The following is a 25,133-nucleotide window of genomic DNA, read 5'->3' on the forward strand; positions in this document are numbered from 1 at the left end:
CACGATCACGCAACCCCGTTCAGCTTGTGTTGGGGTTGGGGAACCCAACATGGGATGCGGGTGTTTGAGAGACACGAGCCTGTCATCAGGCACCATTCGAGGTCCCAAGGAGGGTCCAGGACATGTTTGACAGATTTTCAGGATTTGCCGGCCGTAAGGCCGTTCTCGCTACCGCCGCGGTGCTGGCGCTGACCGCAATAACCCCGACCGCTTCCTACGCGGGCGGCCGTCATTGGCATGGTGGCGGCGGTGGCGCGGCGGCTGCTGCAGCGTTTGCCGGCATCGTCGGCACCGGTCTTGCGATCGCCGCGACCCGCAACGCCTACGCCTATGACGATGGCCCCTATTATGGCGGCCCCGCCTATTACAGCGGCCCTGCCTATTACGGCGACGGCCCGTATTACGGACCCGGCCCGAACTACCAGTATCAGCGTTACGGCGGCACGGCTCCGTCGGAGCTCTGCGGCCAGGGCCACCGCACCAACTGCTACTAGTTTTGGCCACAACAAAAGGTTGACCACAAACGGGCCGTCGTGCTTGCCGCGGCGGCCCCTTTTTGGGCTCTACTATCGCGCGTTAACGCGCTGGCCATGGGTTTAGAGTAGCGTCGCGTACATGAGTGATTCGCTTGAGCGGCTATATTTGGCTGTGCTCGCGGCCAGGGACCTTGATCCGGCAACATCGCGCACAGCGCGGCTGTTTCAGCGCGGCCCGTCAAAAATGGCGAAGAAGCTGGCTGAAGAGGCCATCGAGGTCGTCATCGACGCGGTCAACGGCGATAGCGAAGCCGTGATCCGGGAAAGCGCAGATCTACTCTACAATCTGACCGTGCTCTGGGCCTCGGCCGGCGTGCGCCCCGAGGACGTCTGGCGCGAGATGACGCGGCGTGAAGACATGCTCGGCATCGCCGAGAAACTGCCGAAGTCGGCTATGAAACTGCCCAAAGTTGCGTCACCGCGTGTCGCCGCCAGGCGGCCAATCGTCGCGCTCGAAGGCCGCACCGCGCGCAAGCGCCACTAGTATTGGCACAAATCGGTCCCATCTCGGCATGGACAAATCCGTCCCATGGTGCTTCATCGCGGCGCCATGCTGAAACGTATTTACGACTGGTGCATCGACGCCGCTCACAAGCCTTACGCGCTCTGGATCATGGGCGCCGTGGCTTTCGCTGAAAGCTCCTTCTTTCCCGTCCCGCCGGACGTGATGCTGATCCCGATGTCACTGGCGCGCCCGCAACGCGCCTGGGTCTATGCGGCGATCTGCACTGCGACGTCGGTGCTGGGTGGCCTTCTGGGCTACGCTATCGGTGCGCTGCTCTTCGACTCGGTCGGCCATTGGCTGATCGAAGTCTATGGCCTCGGCGGCAAGGTCGACGCCTTCCGCGCCTCCTATGCCGAATGGGGCGCCGTGATCATCCTGCTCAAGGGCCTCACGCCGATCCCCTACAAGCTCGTGACCATCACGTCCGGCTTTGCCGGCTACAATCTCGGGCTCTTCATCCTGTGCTCGATCGTGGCGCGTGGCGGGCGCTTCTTTATCGTGGCGATCCTGCTAAACCGCTACGGCGACTGGATCCGGATCAAGATCGAGAAGCATCTCGGATTGGTGGTGGCAATCGGCGCCGCGGTGCTCGTGCTCGGCTTTGTCGTCGCAATCAAATTGATCTAACGCCCAAGGCGCTTTGCCACCGCGCCTCGTTCGGCTACGGTTGCCGCCATGATGCTTCGATCCGGCAATCCGGTCCTGCGACTGGGCACGCTGACATTTGCGGCGCTTTCGGTCCTGCTCGCTGCCGGCGGTACCGGATGGCCGCAATCCGCACCGCCGGCGCTCGGCTTGCAGGAGCAAGGACCGCAGGCCGCACCGGCGCCCTCGACAGCTCCTTCGTCGCCGCCGGCGCACGAGGAAAACCCCGGGCTGATCAACGAAATGGGCAAGCTGTTCGAAAAGCTGCCCTCGATCCTGCCGCCGATCAAAAGCCCGAGCGAGACCATGAACGATTTGTCGCGCCTGGCGAAGCCGTCGACCATGGTGTCGGGACGCGTGGCCTGTCCGGCCTCGTCGAACGGCGCGCCCGACTGCAAGCTCGCCGCCGACAAACTCTGCCAGAGCAAGGGCTACACGGAAGGCAAGAGCCTGAATGCCGACTCCGCGGAAAAGTGCTCGGCCAAGGTTCTGATCCCGGGCAGGCAACGCAAACCGGATGACTGCCGCACTGATACCTTCGTCACCAGCGCGCTGTGCCAGAACTGAGGACGTCGCGCGAGCAAGCAAGGAGCGCCCATGAGCCGCACGGAGCAGGACTTCCTCGGACAGCGTGAGATCGCCGACGACATCTATTACGGCGTCCAGACCATCCGCGGGAAGGAGAACTTCCACATCACCGGCATTCCGATGAACCAGGAGCCTTACTTCGTGAAGGCGCTTGGTTACGTCAAGAAGGCCGCCGCCATGGCCAACCGCGATCTCGGCGCGGTGGACACCAAAGTCGCGGAAGCCATCATCGTGGGCTGCGATCGCGTCATCGCCGGCGATATGATGGACCAGTTCGTCACCGACTTCATCCAGGGCGGGGCCGGCACCTCCACCAACATGAACGCCAACGAGGTGATCGCCAATCTCGCGCTGGAATCGCTCGGCTTTGCCAAGGGCGACTACCAGCACGTCAGCCCCAACGATCACGTCAATTACGGCCAGTCCACCAACGACACCTATCCGACCGCCTTTCGGCTGGCGCTGATCCTGCGGCTCGAGAGCTACATGACGGCGCTGCGTCAGCTCCAGGAGGCGTTCTTCGCCAAGGGCAGGGAGTTCGAGCGCGTGCTGAAGATGGGCCGCACCCATTTGCAGGACGCGGTGCCGATGTCGCTCGGCGCCGAATTCCGCGGCTGGGGCACCACCATGGGCGAGGAGGTCGATCGAATCTCCGAGGCCCGCGCGCTGCTGCGCGAGATCAATCTCGGCGCCACCGCGATCGGCACCTCCGTCACCGCGGCGCACGGCTATCCCAAGCTCGCGGTCCGGCATCTGAGCGCGCTCACCGGCGTCGACTTCATCCTAGCAGGCGATCTCGTGGAGGCGACGTCGGATACAGGCGCCTATGTGCAGCTCTCCGGCGTGCTCAAGCGCACCGCGAGCAAGCTGACCAAGATCTGCAACGACATCCGCCTGCTCGCCTCGGGCCCGCGTGCCGGCTTCAACGAGATCAACCTGCCGCAGCTTCAGCCGGGCTCCTCGATCATGCCCGGCAAGGTCAATCCTGTCATCCCCGAGGTCGTCAACCAGACTAGCTTCCTCGTGATCGGGCTCGACACCACCGTGACGCTCGCGGCGTCCGCGGGTCAGCTCCAGCTCAATGTGATGGAGCCGGTGATCTCGTTCGCGCTGTTCTTCTCGATCCGCACCATGGAGCGCGCGGTCAACAGCCTGCGTGAGAATTGCGTCGTCGGCATCACTGCCAACGAGGAGCACACCCGCAACATGGTGCTGAATTCGCTCGGTATCGTCACGGTGCTGAAGCCGCTGCTCGGCTACAAGGAATGCGCCGAGATCGCGCGCGAGGGCTACAAGAGCGGCAAGTCGCTGCATCAGATCGTCGTCGTCGAGCGCAAGCTGCTGACCCAGGAGAAATGGGACGAGATGTTCTCGTTCGAGCGGCTGATCAATCCGGATTTGCTTGCGTGATGTCGTCGGTCCGCGCTGAATTCCGCGGCTTGGAATTGCGGTAACGGCGTCCCTCCACGGCGCTAAAACGCAATACTTGACAGTGGAAAGATTGCCTTGTTGGTATGGCTCCCAACTTCGATGTGACCGCCAACAGAGGATCGTCTCGCAATGTCCATGCCTGCCTTGTTCAAGGGACGCCTGTCGATCCCCGTGATCGGTTCGCCGCTCTTCATCATCTCGGTGCCCGATCTCGTGATCGCGCAGTGCAAGGCGGGCGTGGTCGGCTCGTTTCCGTCGCTGAACGCGCGGCCGCCGGAGCTGCTTGACGAGTGGCTGGCGCGCATCACCGAAGAGCTCGCGGCCTATGATCGCGCGCATCCCGACAAGCCGTCGGCGCCGTTTGCGGTCAACCAGATCGTGCACAAGTCGAACAACCGGCTCGATCACGACATGCAGCTTTGCGCCAAGTACAAGGTGCCGATGATTATCTCCTCGCTCGGCGCACGCGAGGAGCTCAATCAGGCCGTGCACGGCTGGGGCGGCATCGTCTTCCACGATGTGATCAACCAGAAGTTTGCGCACAAGGCGATCGAGAAGGGCGCCGACGGCCTGATCCTGGTCGCCGCGGGCGCCGGCGGCCATGCCGGCACGATCTCGCCATTGGCGTTCGTCGCCGAGACGCGAAAATGGTTCGACGGCCCGATCGCGCTGTCGGGCGCGATCGGCAACGGCAAGGCGATCCGCGCCGCGCGCATACTTGGCGCCGACTTTGCCTATATCGGCTCGGCCTTCATCGCCACCAAGGAAGCCAATGCCGTCGACAAATACAAGGAGATGATCGCGGGCGCGACGGCTGACGACATCGTCTATTCCAACCTGTTCACCGGCGTGCACGGCAACTATCTGAAGCCGTCGATTCTCGCCGCCGGTATGGATCCGGAGAACCTGCCGACGTCAGATCCCTCCAAGATGAACTTCGGCACCGACGCCTCCGGCGAGCGCGCCAAGCCAAAAGCCTGGAAGGAAATCTGGGGTTCGGGCCAGGGCGTCGGCAGCATCGACGGCATCGTGCCAGCCGCCGAAATGATCGCGCGCTTCAAGAAGGAATACGACGAGGCGGTCGATCCGCCGTTGTGAACTTCGCCGGGACGACAGCTTTTGCTCAGCACCGAATGTGCATCACGGAGAAACGATGCCTCCCATCTACCGCATCGACGGCGACAGCGTCGTCACCAGCCCGGATGCCGCGGGCCCGTGGGACCGGCGTATGCAGCACGGTTCGGCGCCGGCCGCGCTGGTGACGTGGGCGGCTGAGCGCATTCCGACGCCAGTTGCAATGGACATCGCGCGCGTCACCATCGACCTGATGCGCCCGGTGCCGGTGGCACCACTCACGATCGCGACCGAGATCTTGCGCGAGGGCCGCAAGATCCAGCTCTGCGGAGTCAAGCTGCTCGCCGACGGCGTCCAGGTGGTCGGCGCCACCGTGCTCAAGATCAAGCGCCAGGCGCTGACGCTGCCCGAGCACGTCAAGGCGCTGCCGGTTACGCTGCCGTCGCCGGAGGACTCGCTGCTCGAGGACGGTCATGCCGCTACCAGCCCGTTCGTACGTTCAGTCTCGATGCGCGCTGCGCGCGGCCGCTTCGGGCAAGCCGGCGCCGGCGCGATCTGGTTTCGCGTCGACCATCCCCTGATCGCGGGCGAACCGCTCTCCCAGGCGACGCGCGCCGTGGTCGCGGCCGATTTTTCCAACGGCACCGCCTCGTCGCTCGATTTCCGCGCCTGGACCTACATCAACGCTGACCTCACCGTGAGCTTTGCGCGCCAGCCGGTCGGCGAATGGATCCTGCTCGACGGTGATTCCTGGATCGGCCCCGATGGTGCCGGGCTTGCGATGTCGCGGCTCGCCGACCGGCAGGGCTATTTCGGCCGAGCCGTGCAAAGCCTGGTGATCGAGAAGCGGTGAGGCACCTTATCTATCCCACCATCCGGCCCCGCCCGCTCCAAAAGCTCGCGCGCAGCATCTTCTTGTCGACCTTGCCGACGCCGGTCATCGGGAGTTGCTTGACGAACTGGATCTGCTTCGGTGCATGAGCCGAGCCTTTTCGCGTCTTCACCAGATTGATCAGTTCATCGGCGTCAGGTTTTGCGCCTTCGCGCAGGACGACGACAGCGGTCACGGCCTCGCCCCATTTCTCGTCGGGGATGCCGACGACCGCAACCATGGCCACATCGGCGTGCTGTGACAGCACGTCTTCGATTTCCCGCGGAAAGATGTTGAAGCCGCCGGAGACGATCATGTCCTTCTTGCGGTCGAGGATGAACATGTAGCCGCGATCGTCCTTACGAGCGATGTCGCCGGTGTGCACCCAGCCGTTCTTGAGCGTCTCGGCGGTGGTGTCGGGCCGCTTCCAGTACTCCGCCATCGCATGCGGAGCGCGCACGCAGATTTCGCCGGCCTCGCCCGTCTTCACCTCCTGGTCGTTGTCGTCGAGGATCTTGACCTCGCACGCCGCGATCGGGAAGCCACAGGACAGGAACAGTTCGGGCGTTTTGGGATCGTGATCCGCCTTGCGCAGCACCGAGATTGGGTAGCATTCGGTCTGGCCGTAGAGCTGCGAGAACACCGGCCCGATCCGTTCGATGCCCTCGACCAGCCGGCTCGGCGACATCGCGGAGGCGCCGTAGAGCACCAGCTCGAGCGAGGAGAGGTCGGTCCTGCTCAATGCGGGATGATCGAGCAGCACATAGACCATGGTCGGCACGAACAGCGTGAAGTTGATGCGCTCGCGTGCGATAGTCCCCAGCACCGCCTCGGGATCGAAACCCTTCAGCATGTGCACGGTGCCGCCCCGCATCAAGGTCGGTAGCACTTTCGTGCCGGCGACATGGCTGATCGGTGCCACCGCGAGGTAGCGCGCGCCATCGGGAATCTCGAAGTCGGCGAGGATCGCGGCCGCGGCTCCGGCATTTTCGCGGTGGTAGCGCAACGCGCCCTTGGATTTGCCGGTGGTGCCACCGGTGTAATTCAGCGTGGAGAGGTCGTCGGGTCGGGCGAGGCAATGCGCGCTGGCATGGCCTTCGATCTCGATCGCCTGCAAGAGATCGACGCCATAGTTGGCCGGTCCCGTGGTGAACACCGCCTTGAGCCAGGTCGCCTGCGCGGCGAGCTCGCCGCCGCGATCGTGGAAGGCGGCCGCATCGACCACCAGCACCTCGGCCTCGGAATCCTCGAGCTGGAACATCTGGTCTCCCGGCGATCCCAAAGGATGCAGCCAGGTGACGCAGAGCCGCGACAATTGCGCGGCAACGCCGGCGCACCAGGTGTCGGCGCGGTTCGCGGTGAGGAAGGCGACCCGCGCGCCGGGCTGCAATCCAAGCCGCATGAACACGCCCTGGATGCGCCCGATCAGGTCGATGGTGCCCTGATAGCTCAGCGATCCGCCGGGCCACGCGAACGCGGTTCGGCCCGGATAGCGCGACAGCGCCCGCAGCGCCTGCGCGCAAGTCGGGGACGATGCATGGAGCGGATCGGACATATGTTTCCTCGCTGCTTTGTTATCGGCTTCCGGCGTGCCAATGTTTACCGCGACGCTAGCACAGGGAATGCGGGATGGAACGACTAAGCCCGCGCGAGGGAGGCACGCGTGACGTCAGATCGGCTGCAACATTTCCACGGTCGTCTCGCCCTGCCGCTGATTGCCGCGCCGATGTTTCTGGTGTCGGGCGTCGAGCTCATGGTCGCGGCCTGCCGCAACGGCGTGATCGGCAGCTTCCCCACCGCGAATTGCCGTAGCACCGAACAACTCGATGAATGGCTCACCGACATCGAAGCGCGGCTGCGGCGGCATGAAGATCAAACCGGCCGAAAGGCCGCGCCGCTTTGCCCAAACCTGATCGTGCACCGCTCCAATGCACGGCTGGAGCAGGATCTCGCCGTGTTGCTGCACCACAGGCCGGAGATCGTCATCACCTCGGTCGGCTCGCCCACGACGGTGCTCAAGCCGCTGCACGACGTCGGCGCATTGGTGCTTGCGGATGTTGCCTCGATCCGCCACGCCGAACGCGCGGCGGAAGCAGGTGCCGACGGGCTCGTGCTGCTTACCGCCGGCGCGGGCGGGCAAACCGGCTGGCTCAACCCGTTCGCCTTCGTCCGCGCGGTGCGTGCGTTCTACGATGGCATCATCGTGCTCGCGGGGGGCATCAGCGACGGCCACGCATTGCGCGCGGCCGAAGTGCTCGGCTGCGATCTCGGCTACATGGGTACGAAGTTCATCGGGACGCGGGAGAGCATGGCGGATGAGCGTCACAAGCAAATGCTGGTCGACGGCAGCGCGGACGACATCTTGCTGACCACCGCGTTCACGGGCCTGCAGACCAGCATGCTCAAGCCGTCGATCCTGGCAGCCGGTCTCGACCCCGACGATCTGCCGGCGCGCGGTGCAATCGACGTCGGCAAGGACATCGAAGTCAACGCGCGCGAGAGCCGCCCCGAGCGCTGGCGCGATATCTGGAGCGGCGGGCATTCGATATCGGGTGTAACCGAAGTGATGGAGGCCAACGATCTCGTCGCGCGGACGGTCGCGGAGTATCGAGAGGCGGGTGGCCGCCTCTCCCCGTAAAAACCGGAGACCGACAGGGCCCGTCCCCTCCATCACAGTTAGTCGAGCGCTCCTTAGAAGCGGTCACTTAACGGCAGATTAACCATCGATCGCCCAGAATCCCCTCAGGCGCCAATCAGGACCGAGAGGGACAGGCGATGGACTTCGACTTTCTCAACGCCAAGACGGCGGCTTCGCTGGACGAAATTCGCGTTCGCGTGGCCCATGCGCTGGCCCGCCACCCGCTGTGCCGCAATGTTCGCTTCGACATCGTCAGCGTCCCCCGCACCCGCCGGGGCGGCAATTGGACGGTGGCGCTGCAATCGGTCGAGCCGCGTGGAGTCTGGGAGGCCTCGGAGATCGTGGCCGACATCCAGGACGCTTACGATCTGGCGCTAGCTGCTTGATTTTGTTGACCTTTCCAGATCATGTCGCCGCAGTCCGCGCGATTGCCGCCGCGATGGCACGGTTAAGCCTTAATTTTCGCCCAGTTTGCGGGCAGTGATCACGTGGACTTGAAGCCGGTTGCGGAGAGACGTTTGTCGAAAGCCATCACCATCGTCGTGCTGACCTGCTTCCTCGTCCTCGGCGCCGCCACCACCGCCATTCTCGGCCGCGATAGCGTGCCCAGCGTCAGCGCCGAAATGATCACGCAGGCGCCGGCGCCCAAGCTGCTTGCAACCAATCGGGCCGCCAAGGCCGACCGTCTGGTTCCGACGCTGGCGCTAGCCTCGGCCGCCATCGACCCGGTTCAGGTTCCGGCGGACAAGCTCTCGCAAATGCCCGTGCTGACCGAGCCGCTGCGTCAGGCGTTTGCCGCCGCCACGCCATCCGATTTCCCGATGCCCAAGGCGAGCGTGAACGAGGCTCCGGCCGCTGCAGAGATTCCTGCCGTCGAAGTCCCGGCCAAGCCGAAGGTCGTCGCCAAGCCGCAGCCGCAGAAATCCTATTCGCTGTTGTCCGACGTACAGATTGCGGGCATCAGGGACCGTCTGAAGTTGTCGTCGTCGCAGGAATATTACTGGCCGTCGGTCGAGACCGCGCTGCGCAACGTTGTCCGCAAGATCTCGGCAAACAAGCTGTCCAATCCGAACGTGCAGGGCGTGCCGATCGATCCCAATTGCGACGAGGTCCAGCAGTTGAAGTCGGCCGCGATGCCGCTGCTGTTCCAGCTGCGTGACGACCAGAAAGAGGAAGTGCGCAAGCTCGCCCGCATCATTGGGCTCGAGAAGGTGGCGCAGCAGATCTGACGCGCAAGTTCCTTCCGGAACTGCGGCTATATCGGGAACATCCTGCAATTGACAAGCGTTGCCCGCTCCAAAGAGGGAGTGGACCAATGCGCGCCTCGACAGCCTATTTCGTCGGTGCAGGAACCATCGTCGCAGCCATCGCCATTGGTCTCGGCGGCGGCATTGTCGCCGGCAATATCATGAATCCGGTCTCGCCCAAGCAGGGGCCTGATACCAGCAAGATCGCGCAGCGCGCTGACGCCAAGCCCGCCACGACGGAAGCGCCATCCGAGCGCCTGCAATATCTCACCGGCTCGCAAGCCTTCGGCGCCATGGTCGCCGCGCCAGCGCAGGCCGAAGCCAAATCCGACGCCAAGGCCGAGTCCAAGCCTGAGGCAAAGTCCGAAGCGGTGAAGCCCGACACGCAGACCACTCAAGCCAACGCTGAACAGCCAGCGCAACAGCCTTCGCAGGCGGCAGCGGTGGAGCCCCCGAAACCGCCACCGGCGTCGCCTCCGCAAGTCGCAAAGCCTGCCGAGCGGCAAGCATCGACAGAGCCGTCATCCTCATCCGACAACGCCTATGCCAAGGCCAGGGATTCTGACGTCAAGCGCGCCACGTCTGAACGGCGCCGGACGGAGCGCCGTGAGCGCTGGGCCGAGCGCCGCCACTACGATTTCCGCGATCCGCGTGGGATGCGCGACCGCACCGATTGGGACGACGTCGCGCGCAACATCCGCGAAGATGCCGATGCGCGCGAGGTCCCGAGCAGGCCGCGCGGCGGCTTTCCGCAGATCAGGCTATTCGGCGACGACGATTAGCGTCCATCCTCGCCGTCGTGCGCGCGCCCGACCTATGACCGGCGCATCGACGTCTATGGCCTGACGGCTTTGACGCCGCCGAGATTTGTGTTGTGGACGCGAGCACTCACCCGCCGTGTGACTCCACGACCTTGCGGCAGCCGTCCGAAAGCTTCGACTTGTTCTCGCGCAGGCAGGCATTCATCTGTGGCGGCTTGCCGATATGTTCGGCGCAGAATTTGTTCGCGTCGCTTCGGCAGGTCATCTGCTCCTGCGGCGTCGGACCGGATTGCGCAGCGGCGGTCTGGGCGGTAGCGGCGAGCAGCAGCACGGCAAGAACCGAGATCTTCATAAAACACCTCCTTGGGAATGTCGTTGGTCCCGCCTGGGATCAAGCGGGCCGGACCATCTCGCGAGCGCCGGGCGCAGGTCCATGCCATGTTCATGGCATCGGCCAGCCCCTCCCGCCGCCGTACCCCCATTTTCATGGCATGTATCAGCGCGCCGTCTTTTGTCATTCAGGCTGCACGTCGGCCGCGAGACCCGGTGATTGCATCGGGACGCCGAACGGGAAGCAGGAGAGCAAGATGTCGAAAAGAGCGGGAGCGCTGAGCGCCGGGCTGACAATTTTGGCGCTGGCAGGTGCGGCGACGGTCTCGCTGGGCACGAGCCCGGCGCAGGCGGTGGTCTATTGCAAGACGGTCGGCATACCCAAGGGCTGCGTGGTGCGGCCGAGAGCGGCAGTGGTCGCTGCGCCGGCCGCCGCAGTCGCGGTCGCGACACCCGGGGTCGGTGCGCCCGGTGTCGGCGTGCGCGCGGGCACGCCGATGAATCGCGGTGGTCCGGTCAATCGCGTCGGCGTGCGCTGAGAAAGACGAAAGAGTTCGGGCGAAGGAGCATTGCGGACGAACCCCCGTCTTCCGCAGGCAAATCATCCGGCCCGTCCCTCTCTCCGCGCGTCCCACACGTTCGGAGAGGGGGCTTTTCAGCCGACGGCGGCACCGCTGTCGGGGAAAATCTGCGGCAATTGCAGCCGCACGCGCGTGCCTGAGGAATCCGAGCTCAGATCGAGCATCGCCCCGCAGCGCGCGGCACGGCTCCTCATGTTGCGAAGCCCCCGCGCGGTCTGGCCCGCGTCGGTGGCTCTGCCGCTGCCGACCGGCGCAGAACCGTTCGCAAAGCCCTTGCCATCATCCGCGACCTTGATCACACCGAACGGCCCCTGACCTTCGTCGACCGTCTCGATGGTGACCGCGATGCGGCGGGCCTGTGCGTGCTTGACCGCATTGGTCACGGCCTCGTCGAGGATGCGCACGATCTGGATGACATGCCATGGCCTGAGCTCGGGATGCAGCGGCAGCCCCTGCGGCGTGGCCACGTGCCAGTCGAGCGCGATGTCGTGCGGTCGCAATTGCGCGGTCGCTCGCTCGCGCCAGGAGCCGAGTGCGAGCATCAGGTCGCCGCCGATGTCGTCCATGGAGTCGATGACGAGGCGGAGGTCCTTCAGCGCCGCACGGGCAGCGTCGGTGATGGTCGCGCCCTCGTGCCCGCGCTCGGACAGTGCCACGATGCTGATGAGCTGGCCGCCGAGGCCGTCATGCAGGTCGCGCATCAGCCGCGTGCGCTCATTGGCGAGCGCGGCTGCCCTTGCGCGCTCCTCCTCGCGGGCAAAGCTCGCCTTCAGCCGCTCCTCGGCCTCACGTACGCGCGTCACGAGCTGGTCGGCAAAGCTGTCGACCTGGTTCAGCGCGCGCGCGAACCGCCAGGTCAAGCCGGCGCCGATCGCGACCAGCATCGCCGAGTAGGACAGGCGCGAGAGGAAGATGCGCTCGTCGGTCACGATCTCGAACACCGACAGCATGTCGTGGACCCAGCAGATCAGCACGATGGTCACCGCGCAGCCGAGCGTGAAGCTTGCCGCGTCCTGCCGCCGCACCACCGCGGCAGCGGTGACGCAGGCCATCAGGAGCAGGCAGAGACCGACGGTAGGAATGCCAAGCAGGAGAAACAGAATGCGCGGCAGCGGCGGGCCGGCGATCAGTCCGACGCCGAACACGACGAGCCCCGGCGCGAACAGCAGCATGCCGTAGCGCGGCCAGCGCCAGCCGAAGAACAGCACGCCGAAGACGACGACCAGGGCGCTCTCGATCGGTGCGGACGCGAGCAATACCGCGGCGAGCCGGGACGTGTTGAGGGGGGGCACCGGTGGCGGCGCAAAGGCCTGCACTACGCCGAGTACCATCGCCACGGCCAGCACGCCGTAAACCGGCTCGCGGCGGCGCATCAGCCACATGATCGCCAGGATGACGGCGAGGATCGACTGCCAGGCGGAGAACACCACGGGCAACGTGACGAACATCAGCGTGCGTGTCTCGTAGGCCGGCCGCAAGGCCGCATCCAGCCCGACATAGACGGTGTCGAGAAAGCCCTTGAGCGGTCCCCAAACCAACAGCCGTACCGCGATCTCGTTCGTGCCCTCGCGCAGCAGCGAGGACGGGATCGCCCCGATTTGCGGAGTGTTGCGGTCGGGTCGGTTGGCGTTGGCATCGCGTCGGGAATCCAGGATGACGACGCCGTTGATTGAGACTTCCACCGCGTTGCTGAAGCGCGGCAGGAATACCGACCATCCCGACGCGACATCGCCGCGGCGGAACGTGAAGGCGCCGGTGTAGAGCGGCGGGTCGGCCAGGGAATAGCGTGACGACGTGAAATGCGGCAGCGTCACGGGACGTGCCACGCCGTCCTCGCGCAGCGAGAATTCGCTCAGCGCAAAGTCGTCGGGGTCGCTGGGCTGGAGCAGCCGCAGCCCGAGGACGGTCGCGACCACTATCAGCGCCTGCAGCAGCAGATAGGGCACGAGACGCGAGACCAGCAGCCGGCGCCGCCCGGGTTTGACCGGTGCCTTGGCCACGATCTCGCTCACAGCTTGATCAGGCCCTGCTGCACCGCTTCGAACACCGCTTCGCTGCGGGTGTGCACTTCGAGCTTGCGATAGATGTTCTTGATGTGGCCGGGCACGGTCTGCCGGGACAGGCCGAGATGGCTTGCGATCTCGGCGTAGCTGAAACCTTTGGCAATGCCCCAGAGGATGTCGATCTCGCGTGGGGTGAGCCTTGCGGTGTTGAGCGCGGGGCCCGGCGGAGGCTCGGCCGCATTCTGCGCGGAACCTTGCGTCCTGCGCACGATGAAGCGGGCGATCGAGGCCGAGATCGGCGAATGGCCGGCGACAAGATCGCGCACGGTGGTGGCGATATCAGTGGGGAACGCATCCTTCAGGAGATAGCCGGTGGCGCCAACCGTGATCGCGGAGATCACACTTTCTTCGTCGCCGAGCGCCGAGATCACCATGATCTCGGTGTCGGGAAAGCGTTGCCTTGTCTCGCGGATCAGCTCGACGCCGTGGCCGTCGGGCAGCCGCAGATCGGTGAGCAGCACGCGCGGCACAGCCGCGCTCAGCGCCGAACGAGCCTCTCCCAGCGTACCGGCGCTTCGCACCTCGTAGCCGGCCTTGACCAGCGCGTCCTGGAGCCGCCAGCAGGTCGGCGCGTCGTCCTCGACGAGGAGGATGGTGATGGCTTCACCCGTCTCGCCCTGTTCGGTCATGATCATCGTCGTCCTGCACCGCGTGTCCCCCGCGGCGCAGGGCCAAGTTTAGCCGCGGTGCGGGCGCCGCGACACCCATAATCATGGGGGCGCAAGGCATCGGTCTGGCGTTCCCGACGCGATGCCTACTGCTTCGTCGCACTGGCTCGTCCGGCGGCATGGGCGGGCCCGGCAGTCGCTGCACCAGATGCGCGGTACCGGCATTGTTCTTGTAGAACTGCTGATACGGCTCCTTGATCAGGTCGAGCTTCGTCGGCCGCAGTCATGCCGCCGGAGGTTTGGCCTGACGCCCACGGCGGCACCGGGAAGTGAGATAGGCCACAGACGGGTTGACTTACGGGAGGAGACCCTCGAAATCATCCCGGAGCCAGCCTAGGGCTCCTTGACGGAATGAAGCCTGCACCATGGTCGGATTGATCCTCCCGGCTCCGATGTCACGCCTGCAGCGTCTGGCCGGCCGTGTTGCGCTGGCGATTGCTCTGATGCTGGCAGCGGCGACGACCGCGCAGGCCGACAAGCGAGTGGCGCTGGTCCTTGGTGTGTCCAACTACCAGAGCGTCGCGCGGCTGGCCAATCCCGACAGCGACGCGGCCGCCATCAGCGACGTGTTCAAGCGGATGGGGTTCGATATCGTGGAGCTTCGCCGCGATCTCGGCGTCATCGAGATGCGGCGGGCGGTGCGCGATTTTGCTGCGGTTGCCGCGGATTCCGACATGGCCGTGGTCTATTACGCCGGTCACGGCATCGAGGTGAACGGCGCGAACTTCCTGATTCCGGCAGATGCCAGGCTGCAGAGCGATTTCGACGTCGAGGACGAGGCGGTCCCGCTGGACCGGATTCTCCAGGCGATAAATCCGGCGAAGCGGCTGCGGCTCGTCATCCTCGATGCCTGCCGCGACAATCCATTTGCAGAGCGGATGACACGCAGTGTCGCCACGCGTTCGATGGGCCGCGGCCTCGCCAAGATCGAGCCCGCCACGGCGGATACGCTGATTGCGTTCGCCGCCAAGGCCGGCGCGGTCGCCGGCGACGGCGACGGTGCGCACAGCCCGTTTGCGACCGCGCTCCTCAATCATTTGGCGACACCGGGCCTCGACCTTCGCCTGACGCTTGGCCGGGTTCGCGACGAGCTGCTCAAGAGCACGGGGCGGCGGCAGGAGCCCTTCGTCTACGGATCGCTCGGCGGCGACACCGTGGCGCTGGTGCCGCCGGTTGCACCGCCGATCGATCCGAACGCGGGAGCCCGGCGGGATTATGAGCTTGCGGCGCAGGCCGGCACCAAGCAGGCCTGGCTTTCCTTTCTCGCCGTTCATGCCACCGGCATCTATGCCAACTTTGCGCATGCGGCGCTCGACAAGCTCGAGGCCGCAGAAAAAATCAGCGAAAACGCCGATGCCGTACAGCGGCAGGCCGAGCAGCAGGTCCGGCAGAAGAGCGACGATTTCAGGAAACAGATCGAGGAGCAGGCGGCGCGTGAGACGGAACGGGCCACGCAGCAGATCTCCGAGCAGGCCCGGCGCGATCTGGAGAAGGAGCGCCAACGCATCGCCGAGCAGGCCAAGCGCGAGCTCGACGATGCCCGGCGGCAGGTTGCGGAGGCGCGCCGGCAGGCGGAGGACGCGGCCCTTCAGGTCGAGCAGGCGATGAAGCAGGCCGCGCTGGAGGCGCAGCAACAGATCGAGGCGGCGAAGCGCGAGGCAGACCGGCGCGAGAAGGAGCGCCAGGCTACGCTTGCCGCTCTGACCCCGCCCGCCGCGCCCGCTGCTGCTCTCGCCGTGGCGCCGACTAGCGTGCCAGCGATGGATCCTGCGGACATCGCCCGCTTGCTCCAGGCGCACCTGAAGCGTGTCGGTTGCGATCCCGGTGCGGCCGATGGCGCCTGGACTGCACCGTCGCAAAAGGCGCTCGACAGCTTCAACAGATATGCCGGTACGAAATTCGACGTGAAGGTCGCAAGCCTCGACGCGCTCGATGCGGTGCGCGCCCGGCCCGATCGCATCTGCCCGCTGGTTTGTGCGAGGGGGCAAAAGGCGGTTGGCGACCGCTGCGTCCAGATCGTCTGTGACAACAAATTCGTGCTGGACGCCCAGGGCGTGTGCCAGCGGCGTCCCGATCCGTCGCCCCAGAAACCAAAGGCGGTGTCCCGCCACGAACCGAGCCCGCGCGCGCCGTCTGCTCCGGCCAGCAGCGAGGGCGGCAAATGTCATACCTATGGCGGAAAACAGTACTGCCAGTGATGCGGCGTTGCTCGCCCTGGGTTGACGGGGTGGCGAGATCCTCGCGTCCGTCCAGGATGGCCCCTCTACGAAGCCTCTGCCCGCGGCGGCGGATATCGCCGGGCCAGCGCCGACAACGGCAAGTGTCGCTCGCCCTCAGGTAGCTCGAGATAGGCGAGCACGAGCGGCCGTTTCCAGTCACCGACGCCGAAATCCATCGCCATCCATTTCTGCGGTTCGGGGCCCTCAAGACCGCGCACCCAGACGAAATAGCGGGGGAGATCGTCGGCTTCCGTTTCCGTCACGCGTCTCCTGGCCATCAAAGCTGCTCGCTGTATCGTTACGTGTTGCCACACGATATGGGGACTGGCCTGGCAAAGTCGAACCGTCGAGGGAGGGGATGCCGGGAAGCACGCGGCCCTCTCCTGGCGAAGTGTCCGAAGGATGCGAGCCGTACATCCGCGAGGAAGCTCCGATTTGATCTTTCGATACTGTCCTTCTAGCCTCACGGTGACGTCTCCCGCGCACGGGTGGTGCGAACGCAAGGGTTTGTTCAGTGAGGATTCTGATTGTCGAGGACGATGCCGCCATGGCGCGCGGCCTTGCCGAGCGGCTCAAGCTGTCCGGGTTCGCCGTCGATATCGAGTCTGACGGGGCTTCGGCGGCGCAGACCGCCTTGCTGGAACCCTACAGCCTCATCATTCTGGACATCAACTTGCCGAACGTGTCGGGTTTCGGCGTCCTGCACAAGATACGGCAAGCCGGGTCGACCGTTCCGGTCATGATTCTGACTGCCCGTTACGCGACCGGCGATAAGGTCAGCGGGCTCGATCTCGGCGCCGACGATTATCTCTCCAAGCCATTTGATATCGCCGAATTTGATGCCCGCGTTCGCGCGCTCGTGAGAAGGGGACAGGGGCTTCCAAATCCAACCTTGATCTGTGGCCCGCTCGCGTTCGACCGCGCCGCGGGCACGATTACACTGAGCGGCCGGCCGCTTGAATTGCGACGGCGCGAGTTTGCCGTGCTGGAAGTGCTGATGACCCGCGCCGGCAAAGTCGTCTCCAAGGAGCGCCTGATCGCGGAGGTATTTGGCTTCGACGAGGCGGTAGCGCCGAACGCGGCGGAACTCTATGTTGGTCGCGTTCGCCAGAAACTCGGTCCTGACGGGCCGCGGATCCGAACCGTCCGCGGGCTAGGCTATCTGCTGGAGGTACAGTGATCGCCACCTGGCGGCCGTCGTTGAGGCGAACGCTCCTCACCAATCTGGTGGCGCCCGCCATTGTATTGGCGATGGTGCTTGGAATCGGCGGTATGTTGCTGATCCAGCGCGTTGTGCAGACAGTTCATGACCGGTTGCTCGATGGGTCGGTTCTCGCCATCGCCGAACGCGTCGGCGTGGAAGATGGCGAACTGACGGTCGACTTGCCGCAGGTTGCGCTCGGCATGCTGGAAAGCCAGTCGCACGACAGCATCTATTACAGCGTGACTTACCTCGGCGAATTGATCACCGGTTACAAGGATCTTCCACTATCCGGCTTCGATCGATTGAAGGCTGGCGAAACCGGCCATCGCGATGGCGCGTATCGCGGCAAAACGGTTCGTATCGGCGCGCAGGCGCGGCAGGTCTACGGCAGGCCGGAGCTGGTCCTCGTCGCAGTGGCCGAAACGGTGCAGGCGCGCCGCGTCGTCGAACGTGAAATGCTGATCGGACTGGCGATGCTCGAGGCCGGGTTGATTAGCCTCATCGCTTGCCTCGGCTGGTACGCCGTCGATCGAGGCCTGAGGCCGCTTGGCGAACTCAAGCAAGAAATCGACGCGCGCGGTATTCAGGGCGGTCCAAATCTCAGTCCGCTCGACCTTTCCCGGGTGCCGCAGGAAGCTTTAGCACCGGCGCTCGCGGTAAATTCCCTGCTACAGCGGCTGGATCTGGCCATCGGACTGGTGCGCCGATTCACAGCCGATGCCTCGCATCAGATGCGAACCCCATTGGCGATACTGCGGACGCATCTCGATCTGGTGCGACGCCTGGGGTCGGAAACGCCGGCGGGCCAATCTGCCCTCGACGAGGTCGATAACGCCATCAACCGCCTTGAACGGCTGCTCGGGCAGCTCGTGACACTGGCACGGGCCGACGAGCAGAACATTGCGCAACCGGCCGCGGAGAACGTTGACCTGAATGAGGTCGCCTTCAATGTCCTGTCGGAGCGTGCCCCACAGGCTTTCGCGAACGACATCGACGTCCAGTTCGATCGATCCGACTGTCCCGCGGTCATCGCCGGCAATACGGTCCTGATTGGCGAATTGCTGGCAAACCTGATCGACAATGCGATCCGCTACAACCGCCCCGGGGGGATGGTCCTGGTTCGCGCGGTTGTTGACGCCACGACCGCGCGAATTGAAGTCGAGGATACCGGTCCGGGAATTCCGGAGGCCCATCGGGCCCGCGTTTTCGAGCGTTTTTATCGGATTCCGATGGCGAACGGCCCTGCAGGCAGTGGTCTTGGACTAGCCATCGTGAAAGCCTTGTCGGACCGTCTCGGGGCCCAAATCGTGCTTGCACCTGGCCCGGAAGGCCGGGGTCTGCGGGTTTCCGTGAGCTTTCCTCTTGCCAAGCGTGATGGTGAAAGCTCAAGTTGAGGCCGGATTGTGCGCTGCCGTACGAATGGCTGCGGTCCTGAACAAACTGAAGTCCGCAAAGCGGCTCATGGACGAGGAAACGTCACGATGGCGGCTGCCAAAGCCTTGGCCTTGTGCGTTGGGATCTTGCTGACGTGGCCTGCCATGTCGGAGCAGGCGCAGCTCGGCCCTCTCAAAGGGCAAGCATCCGCTATCGCCGGAGCTCGAGAGCAGCTCAACATCGTATCGACGACCCAGGACGCGGACGTCGCCGACTTGCTTGCCGATTTCCGGGCAAGTCATCCGGACATCGAGATCGTCCATACAAAGATCAACTCGAACGATATCTACAATCAAGTCGTGGATCCCTCGACCTCCAGCGCAGCACCCGGAGACATTGTCTGGAGCTCCGCGATGGATCTGCAGATCAAGCTCGTCAATGACGGCTATGCTCAACCCTATGTCTCGAAGGAAATTGCGCATATCCCGGATTGGGCCATCTGGAAAGACGAAGCCTATGCCATCACGGCGGAGCCGATTGTCATTGTTTATAACAAGAACCTCGTTGCGGAGTCCGATGTACCCCGAACCCGCACTGACCTGAAGAGCCTTCTAAGCCGAAAGCCTGACATCTATCGAGGTAAGATCGCAACCTATGACCCGGAGCAGAGCGGGACCGGTTTCCTGTTCATCACGCGCGATGCCGGAATCACCAGGACAACGTGGGATTTGGTCCGTGCGTTTGGCAGCGCCGGTATCAAGCTCTATTCGACCACCGGAACGGTGCTTGATCGGATTTCATCCGGCGAACATCTGCTCGCCTACAATATGATAGGGTCTTACGCGATCGAACGGGCCAAGGAAGATGCCTCTATCGGAATCGTGTTTCCTGCCGACTACATCACCTTGATGTCGCGAATAGCCTTTATACCCGTCACCGCGCCCCACCCGGAATCCGCGAAATTGTTTCTTGATTACCTGCTTTCAGAACGCGGCCAGAAATTTCTCCTGGCCCGGTCAGTCGGTCCTGTGCGCCTCGGTCTCGGCGCGGAAGGCGTGATACCTGCGGATCGCAGCGGCGCAGTCAAGCCGATCCATATTGGTGCAGAATTGCTCACCTATCTCGATCAATCGAAACGAGCGAGCTTCCTCAAAGAGTGGCGCCGCGCGTTGCAGGATCGATAGAAATCCAGGGATCTGGATTTCAGACGGAATAACATCCGAGAGAAGCCCCCCATATCTGCCGGCTCATCAAGCGCGTCGTCTTCAAACCGATTTTCTTGCGGAGTGCGGCAGCGACAGGTTGGTGACAGGCAGCTGATATACGATGAGGCAGCAATCGTAGCTTGAACGATCGCTCCTCGCGTATCGGTCAATCCGGCCGCGATCAAGTTTGCAACACCTGCAAGACGGGTGAACAAGACAAAAAAACATAAACGATAAAAGGGAGGACGGCATGACGGTTACCACCGGACAGTCGAAGCTTGGCATGGTGCTCCGCGTCACCAGTGGCAACTTTCTTGAGATGTTCGACTTCTTTCTGTCGGGCGTCTACGCGTCGTACATCGCCAAGGCATTCTTCCCACTCGAAAATGAATACGCGTCACTGCTGCTGACCTTCGTTGCGTTTGGCGCAGGCTTTCTGATGCGCCCGCTCGGCGCCATCATCCTCGGCGCCTACGTGGATCGGATCGGCCGGCGCCAAGGCCTGATCGTTACACTGTCGATCATGGCTGCCGGCACGGTGCTCATCGCGTTCGTGCCAAGTTACGCAACCATTGGCATATTGGCCCCGATCCTCGTCTTGATCGGACGCCTGCTGCAAGGCTTCTCGGCTGGCGTCGAGCTTGGTGGGGTTTCCGTCTATCTCTCGGAAATGGCCACACCGGGAAAGAAGGGTTTTTACGCCAGCTGGCAATCGGCAAGTCAACAGGTCGCGATCATCGTCTCGGCCTCGCTGGGTTTCGCTCTCAATGCATGGCTTGCACCGGCGCAGCTTGACGATTGGGGCTGGCGTATTCCGTTCTTCATCGGCTGCCTGATCGTTCCTTTCGTATTCTTCATTCGACGCTCGCTGCAGGAAACCGATGAATTCCTGGCGCGGAAGCATCATCCGACACCCCGCGAGATCTATCGCTCCATCCTCGCAAACTGGAGCATTGTGCTTGCCGGGATGATGATGGTGATCATGACCACGGTGTCGTTCTACCTCATTACCGTCTACACGCCGACATTCGGCAAATCGGTCCTCAAGCTGACCGCGGCCGATGGCCTGATCGTGACGATTTGCGTGGGAATATCGAACTTCATCTGGCTTCCCATCATGGGCTCGTTGTCCGATCGGATTGGTCGTCGGCCGATCCTCATCGCCTTTTCGACTTTGGCATTTCTGACTGCATATCCCGCGCTTTCCTGGTTGGCCGCAGGCCCGACGTTCCCGAAGATGCTGACGGTCCTACTTTGGTTGTCTTTCATCTACGCCAGCTACAACGGCGCGATGATCGTCGCATTGACCGAAGTCATGCCGGTGGGTGTGCGAACGTCGGGATTCTCCCTCGCATATAGTCTGGCAACGACGTTCGGCGGGTTTACGGCAGCGATCTGCACCTGGCTGATCGCTGCCACTGGTGACAATGCGTCGCCGGGATATTGGATGAGCGCGGCAGCGCTCTGTGGTCTGGCCGGGACGTACCTCGTTTACAGGCCGCAACAACGACGCGCGCTATCCGGCGCCAATTCGGTCGAGACGGTGATAGGGACGTGACCACCAAAGTGCTCGATGACGTCGACCGTCATCGAGCAAGCACAGTCCTCGAATAATTGCATCGAAGGAAATTGCCGATGAGCGTGACGATCGTCGTGCGCAGGCGAGTTGCGCTAAGCTTGCTGATTGTCTTGGCGGCCGCGGCTGGAATCGCCAAGGCGTCCGAAGTCAGGGTCATGATCTCGGGAGGCTTGGCGACGCCTTATAAGGAGCTCGTACCGCAATTTGAACGCGCGACGGGAAATACGGTCGTCACGGCCTATGGCCCCTCGATGGGAACGACGGAGAACGCCATCCCCGTGCGACTGGCACGCGGCGAGGCGGCGGACGTGCTCATCATGGTCGGCGACGCGCTTGGCGAGATGATCGAGCAGGGCAGGGCGGTCAGAACCAGCCGCGTCGACCTGGTACGCTCGCCGATCGGGATCGCGGTACGCGCCGGAACGCCAAAGCCTGATATCGGTACTCCTGACGCATTGAAGCAGGCACTGTTGAACGCGAAGTCAGTTGCATACTCCGACAGCGCCAGCGGCGTCTATGTGGGCACCGAGCTGTTCAAGCGTCTCGGGATCGCCGCCGAGATGAAGGACAAGGCCAAAATGATTCCGGCGGAGCCGGTCGCGAGTGTTGTTGCACGCGGTGACGCCGAACTCGGCTTTCAACAGATCAGTGAACTTCTGCCGATCGCTGGAGCCGACCTTGTCGGGCCGCTCCCGCCAGACGTCCAGAAAATCACGATCTTTTCTGCAGGCATAACCTCCGGTGCCAGTCAGCCGGAAGCCGGACGGGCTCTGATTGCCTTCCTCGCTTCCGCTGCTGCTGCTCCGGCCCTGAAAAAAGCGGGTCTCGATCCCTTTGCAGCATCGGAGAAATAGACCGCTTCAGATCTGCGCGAGGCGGACGATTCCAGCGAAGGGGGACTTGATAATGAAGCAGTATCTCAACAGCTTCGGCGCACGCCAGACACTTGTCGTCGGTGCAAAGAGCTACGCCTACTATTCGCTTGCCGCAGCGGAAAAGAATGGCCTTCCCAGCATCTCCAGAAGCTCGCGATCGAGATCCGCGAGTCCGATGGTGCGAATAAGGCCATCATACCCTTGACCTGCCGCATCGATACGCTCGACGAGCTCGAATATTTCCGCAACGGCGGAATTTTTCAATACGTCCTGCGCCAACTCGCTGCCTGACCGTCAACCCGAAACGAGGACGCCATGCCAACGAATTCCGCGCCGCTACCGAGGATCGAAGCGGAAACCATGCGCCGCATTACATGGCGCCTGCTTCCGTTTTTCATGGTGTGCTATTTCATTTCATACGTTGACCGCGTCAATGCCGGGTTTGCGGCCCTGCAAATGAACAAGGATCTGGGCCTGACGCAGGCTGCCTTCGGGGCGGGCGGGGCGCTGTTCTATATCGCCTACATTCTTTTCGAGGTCCCCAGTAATCTGGCGATGCAGAAAGTTGGCGCGCGGATCTGGATCGCGCGCATTATGATCACATGGGGGATAGTCGGTATTCTCTCCGCTTTTGCGGTAGGGCCGATTACTTTTTATCTGAGCCGCTTCTTGTTGGGTGCAGCGGAGGCCGGGTTCTTTCCTGGTGTGATCCTGTATCTGACCTTCTGGTTTCCGGCGGCCTATCGCGCACGGATCGTTGCGGTTTTCATGGTGGCGATACCGCTATCGAGCTTTTTGGGATCGCCAATATCCGGCGCTTTGCTGGCGATGGATGGCGTGCTCGGCCTTCGTGGTTGGCAATGGCTTTTCATCGTTGAAGCCATTCCGGCCGTCCTGCTCGGCCTGGTCTCGTTCTTCGGGCTTCCGAACAAACCCGCTGATGCAAAATGGCTCGAGCCGGAGGCGCGCAATTGGCTCGACGCGCGCCTGCAGTCGGAACGATCGATGGCGAAGCAGGTCGGCCACATGTCGCTGTGGCAAATTCTGACCAACAAATATGTGCTCATCCTCGGTTTGATCTATGCGGGAAGCTCGGCCACGAGCAACGCGTTGTCGCTGTGGCAGCCTCAGATCGTGAAATCGTTCGGGATGTCCAACATGGAGACCGGCTTCCTGAATGCCATCCCATTTGGCATCGCCTCCGTTGCGATGATCTTTTGGGGAAGATATTCGGACAGGTCGAACGCCCATGCCCAAAACACCGCAATACCACTTGCGTTATGCGCAACGGCGCTGCTTGCGACCATGCTCACGAGCTCATTACCCGTGACGCTTGCTATTCTGAGCGTGGTCTTGATCGGTAATTATTCGATCAAGGGACCATTCTGGGCCCTGGCGACTGGGACACTCTCTCCGGCAACTGCTGCGGCCGGAATTGCCGGCATCAATACCCTGTCGCACATCGGCACTTCTGGCGCGGTGTGGCTGCTCGGCGTCATTAAGGAGGCGACGGGTAGCTTCCCCATGGCCTTGATACCGCTGGCTTTGCTTCAAATCGCCGGGATCATCGCGGTGCTTTGGATCAGCAAGCAGGAAACGCTACCCGCCACCTCCGCCGCAAGCCCCGTACATTGAGTGCAAGGCAGCATGTCTGACATTCACAAAACCCCGCGGCTCTCATCTTCGAGGACATAGTAATGCCTGCTCAATCCAAAACGAAGCGGCCCGCTACGCTCATTCCAGGCGATGGTATCGGCCCCGAGATCGTGAAATCGGCCGTCGACATTCTCGAAGCGCTCGGCTCTCCATTCGAATGGGACATCCAGCAGGGTGGCCTGGCCGCGATCGAGGAAAGCCGTGATCCGCTGCCGCAGGCGACGCTGGACAGCATCCGACGTACGCGGCTCGCCCTGAAGGGCCCGCTAACGACGCCGGTGGGGGGAGGATTCCGCTCGATCAATGTTCGTCTGCGCGAAGAATTCGGCCTTTACGCCAATTTGCGGCCGGTTCGAAGCATGGTTCCCGGAGGACGATTCGACGAAATCGATATCGTGCTGGTGCGCGAGAACCTCGGCGGGCTCTATGTCGCTTTCGAACACTATATTCCAATTGGGGAAGATCCGCACGCGGTCGCCATTTCGACCGGGGTCAATACGCGTGAAGGATCGCGCAAGATCATCGAATTCGCATTCGACTACGCGCTCAAGAACGGTCGCAAGAAGGTGACCGTCGTGCACAAGGCCAACGTGCTGAAGGCGCTGACCGGCATCTTTCTCGAGGTCGGTCACGAGGTTGCAAAGAAGTACGAGGGCAGGGTCAAGATGGACGATCGCATCGTCGATGCCACGGCGATGCAGCTCGTCATGAATCCCTGGCAGTTCGACGTCATCGTCACTACCAATTTGTTCGGTGACATCCTGTCGGATCAGCTCGCCGGTCTGGTCGGCGGCCTCGGCATGGCGCCCGGCGCCAACATCGGTCCGGATGCGGCGATCTTCGAGGCCGTGCACGGCTCGGCACCGGATATTGCCGGCAAGGGAATCGCCAATCCGCTCGCTTTATTGCTGGCGGTCGGGCTGATGCTGGAGCACATTGATCAGCCTGATCTCGCAAACCGTCTTAGAACGGCAATTGATCAGGTCTTGCGCGAGGACGGCGTTCGCACGCCCGATCTGGGCGGCAAAGCGTCCACTGGCGACTTCACTCAAAGCATCATCCGTCGATTGGGAGGGTAAGCAA

Annotated in this window: 26 protein-coding genes; 20 read left to right on the plus strand and 6 right to left on the minus strand. The window is 63.2% G+C overall.

Annotated features, from left to right (window positions below):
- Window positions 1–122 precede the first annotated feature (122 nt).
- The 7 genes from IVB50_RS32880 (at window position 123) to IVB50_RS32910 (ending at window position 5,632) form a co-directional block, all read left to right on the plus strand.
- Window positions 123–494, plus strand: a complete 372-nt coding sequence (locus IVB50_RS32880) for a hypothetical protein (protein WP_018453145.1) — start codon at window positions 123–125, stop codon at window positions 492–494.
- Window positions 495–615: 121 nt separating this feature from the next.
- Window positions 616–1,020 (plus strand): phosphoribosyl-ATP diphosphatase, encoded by a 405-nt coding sequence (hisE, locus tag IVB50_RS32885; RefSeq protein ID WP_007597487.1) that lies wholly within the window; start codon window positions 616–618, stop codon window positions 1,018–1,020.
- Between the two features lie 45 nt (window positions 1,021–1,065).
- Entirely contained in the window at window positions 1,066–1,668 is a 603-nt protein-coding gene (locus IVB50_RS32890; RefSeq protein ID WP_085385485.1) for a YqaA family protein, read from the plus strand.
- Window positions 1,669–1,716: 48 nt separating this feature from the next.
- Window positions 1,717–2,253: a hypothetical protein gene (locus IVB50_RS32895; protein WP_018453147.1), complete on the plus strand. Its 537-nt coding sequence runs from the start codon at window positions 1,717–1,719 to the stop codon at window positions 2,251–2,253.
- Window positions 2,254–2,283: 30 nt separating this feature from the next.
- Window positions 2,284–3,684: an aspartate ammonia-lyase gene (locus IVB50_RS32900; protein ID WP_018453148.1), complete on the plus strand. Its 1,401-nt coding sequence runs from the start codon at window positions 2,284–2,286 to the stop codon at window positions 3,682–3,684.
- A 150-nt stretch (window positions 3,685–3,834) separates the two neighbouring features.
- Window positions 3,835–4,803, plus strand: coding sequence for a nitronate monooxygenase family protein (locus IVB50_RS32905; RefSeq protein WP_018453149.1), 969 nt, complete (start codon window positions 3,835–3,837; stop codon window positions 4,801–4,803).
- Window positions 4,804–4,858: 55 nt separating this feature from the next.
- Window positions 4,859–5,632 carry a thioesterase family protein gene (locus tag IVB50_RS32910; protein ID WP_247299252.1) on the plus strand — a complete coding sequence of 258 codons (774 nt, stop codon included), beginning with the start codon at window positions 4,859–4,861 and terminating at the stop codon, window positions 5,630–5,632.
- Between the two features lie 10 nt (window positions 5,633–5,642).
- Here the strand turns inward: IVB50_RS32910 and IVB50_RS32915 are convergent, their stop codons facing one another.
- A complete protein-coding gene (locus IVB50_RS32915; protein WP_018453150.1) occupies window positions 5,643–7,205 on the minus strand; it encodes an AMP-binding protein in 1,563 nt (520 codons plus the stop codon).
- 108 nt (window positions 7,206–7,313) lie between these two features.
- On the opposite strand from IVB50_RS32915, the gene IVB50_RS32920 reads away from it, so the two are divergent.
- From IVB50_RS32920 to IVB50_RS32935, 4 genes are all read left to right on the plus strand, one after another.
- Window positions 7,314–8,288, plus strand: coding sequence for a nitronate monooxygenase (locus IVB50_RS32920; RefSeq protein ID WP_018453151.1), 975 nt, complete (start codon window positions 7,314–7,316; stop codon window positions 8,286–8,288).
- Between the two features lie 137 nt (window positions 8,289–8,425).
- Window positions 8,426–8,674 (plus strand): hypothetical protein, encoded by a 249-nt coding sequence (locus IVB50_RS32925; protein ID WP_018453152.1) that lies wholly within the window; start codon window positions 8,426–8,428, stop codon window positions 8,672–8,674.
- A 132-nt stretch (window positions 8,675–8,806) separates the two neighbouring features.
- Window positions 8,807–9,517 carry a hypothetical protein gene (locus IVB50_RS32930; RefSeq protein ID WP_018453153.1) on the plus strand — a complete coding sequence of 237 codons (711 nt, stop codon included), beginning with the start codon at window positions 8,807–8,809 and terminating at the stop codon, window positions 9,515–9,517.
- Between the two features lie 86 nt (window positions 9,518–9,603).
- Complete coding sequence (locus IVB50_RS32935) at window positions 9,604–10,317, plus strand: hypothetical protein (protein WP_018453154.1); 714 nt, start codon at window positions 9,604–9,606, stop codon at window positions 10,315–10,317.
- Between the two features lie 106 nt (window positions 10,318–10,423).
- Here IVB50_RS32935 and IVB50_RS32940 read toward each other — a convergent pair whose 3' ends face one another.
- Complete coding sequence (locus IVB50_RS32940) at window positions 10,424–10,648, minus strand: cysteine rich repeat-containing protein (protein ID WP_018453155.1); 225 nt, start codon at window positions 10,646–10,648, stop codon at window positions 10,424–10,426.
- Window positions 10,649–10,883: 235 nt separating this feature from the next.
- Here IVB50_RS32940 and IVB50_RS32945 point away from each other — a divergent pair, with 235 nt between their 5' ends.
- The gene (locus IVB50_RS32945; RefSeq protein ID WP_026232471.1) at window positions 10,884–11,165 is read left to right on the plus strand and encodes a hypothetical protein; all 282 of its coding nucleotides are present in this window, start codon (window positions 10,884–10,886) and stop codon (window positions 11,163–11,165) included.
- 116 nt (window positions 11,166–11,281) lie between these two features.
- Here IVB50_RS32945 and IVB50_RS32950 read toward each other — a convergent pair whose 3' ends face one another.
- Window positions 11,282–13,219, minus strand: coding sequence for an ATP-binding protein (locus IVB50_RS32950; RefSeq protein WP_247299254.1), 1,938 nt, complete (start codon window positions 13,217–13,219; stop codon window positions 11,282–11,284).
- Window positions 13,216–13,899, minus strand: a complete 684-nt coding sequence (locus tag IVB50_RS32955) for a response regulator transcription factor (protein WP_018453158.1) — start codon at window positions 13,897–13,899, stop codon at window positions 13,216–13,218. The genes IVB50_RS32950 and IVB50_RS32955 overlap by 4 nt, the downstream gene beginning before the upstream one ends.
- 404 nt (window positions 13,900–14,303) lie before the next feature.
- Here IVB50_RS32955 and IVB50_RS32960 point away from each other — a divergent pair, with 404 nt between their 5' ends.
- A complete protein-coding gene (locus tag IVB50_RS32960; RefSeq protein WP_247299256.1) occupies window positions 14,304–16,136 on the plus strand; it encodes a caspase family protein in 1,833 nt (610 codons plus the stop codon).
- A gap of 65 nt (window positions 16,137–16,201) precedes the next feature.
- Here IVB50_RS32960 and IVB50_RS32965 read toward each other — a convergent pair whose 3' ends face one another.
- On the minus strand, window positions 16,202–16,435 hold the full coding sequence (locus tag IVB50_RS32965) for a hypothetical protein (RefSeq protein WP_026232472.1): 234 nt from the start codon (window positions 16,433–16,435) through the stop codon (window positions 16,202–16,204).
- Window positions 16,436–16,671: 236 nt separating this feature from the next.
- On the opposite strand from IVB50_RS32965, the gene IVB50_RS32970 reads away from it, so the two are divergent.
- The 5 genes from IVB50_RS32970 (at window position 16,672) to IVB50_RS32990 (ending at window position 22,373) form a co-directional block, all read left to right on the plus strand.
- Window positions 16,672–17,337 (plus strand): response regulator transcription factor, encoded by a 666-nt coding sequence (locus IVB50_RS32970; RefSeq protein ID WP_018453161.1) that lies wholly within the window; start codon window positions 16,672–16,674, stop codon window positions 17,335–17,337.
- Window positions 17,334–18,755 (plus strand): sensor histidine kinase, encoded by a 1,422-nt coding sequence (locus IVB50_RS32975; protein ID WP_018453162.1) that lies wholly within the window; start codon window positions 17,334–17,336, stop codon window positions 18,753–18,755. The genes IVB50_RS32970 and IVB50_RS32975 overlap by 4 nt, the downstream gene beginning before the upstream one ends.
- 87 nt (window positions 18,756–18,842) lie before the next feature.
- Window positions 18,843–19,919: an ABC transporter substrate-binding protein gene (locus IVB50_RS32980; RefSeq protein ID WP_085350789.1), complete on the plus strand. Its 1,077-nt coding sequence runs from the start codon at window positions 18,843–18,845 to the stop codon at window positions 19,917–19,919.
- A gap of 271 nt (window positions 19,920–20,190) precedes the next feature.
- Window positions 20,191–21,498 carry an MFS transporter gene (locus IVB50_RS32985; RefSeq protein WP_018453164.1) on the plus strand — a complete coding sequence of 436 codons (1,308 nt, stop codon included), beginning with the start codon at window positions 20,191–20,193 and terminating at the stop codon, window positions 21,496–21,498.
- A gap of 77 nt (window positions 21,499–21,575) precedes the next feature.
- Window positions 21,576–22,373 carry a substrate-binding domain-containing protein gene (locus IVB50_RS32990; protein ID WP_018453165.1) on the plus strand — a complete coding sequence of 266 codons (798 nt, stop codon included), beginning with the start codon at window positions 21,576–21,578 and terminating at the stop codon, window positions 22,371–22,373.
- A 120-nt stretch (window positions 22,374–22,493) separates the two neighbouring features.
- Here the strand turns inward: IVB50_RS32990 and IVB50_RS32995 are convergent, their stop codons facing one another.
- On the minus strand, window positions 22,494–22,673 hold the full coding sequence (locus tag IVB50_RS32995; protein WP_143273402.1) for a hypothetical protein: 180 nt from the start codon (window positions 22,671–22,673) through the stop codon (window positions 22,494–22,496).
- 36 nt (window positions 22,674–22,709) lie between these two features.
- On the opposite strand from IVB50_RS32995, the gene IVB50_RS33000 reads away from it, so the two are divergent.
- Window positions 22,710–24,029 (plus strand): MFS transporter, encoded by a 1,320-nt coding sequence (locus IVB50_RS33000; RefSeq protein ID WP_026232474.1) that lies wholly within the window; start codon window positions 22,710–22,712, stop codon window positions 24,027–24,029.
- 62 nt (window positions 24,030–24,091) lie between these two features.
- Window positions 24,092–25,129, plus strand: a complete 1,038-nt coding sequence (locus IVB50_RS33005; protein WP_018453168.1) for an isocitrate/isopropylmalate family dehydrogenase — start codon at window positions 24,092–24,094, stop codon at window positions 25,127–25,129.
- Window positions 25,130–25,133: the final 4 nt, after the last annotated feature.

The organism is Bradyrhizobium sp. 87, from assembly GCF_023073015.1.
Taxonomy (GTDB): Bacteria; Pseudomonadota; Alphaproteobacteria; order Rhizobiales; family Xanthobacteraceae; genus Bradyrhizobium; species Bradyrhizobium canariense_D.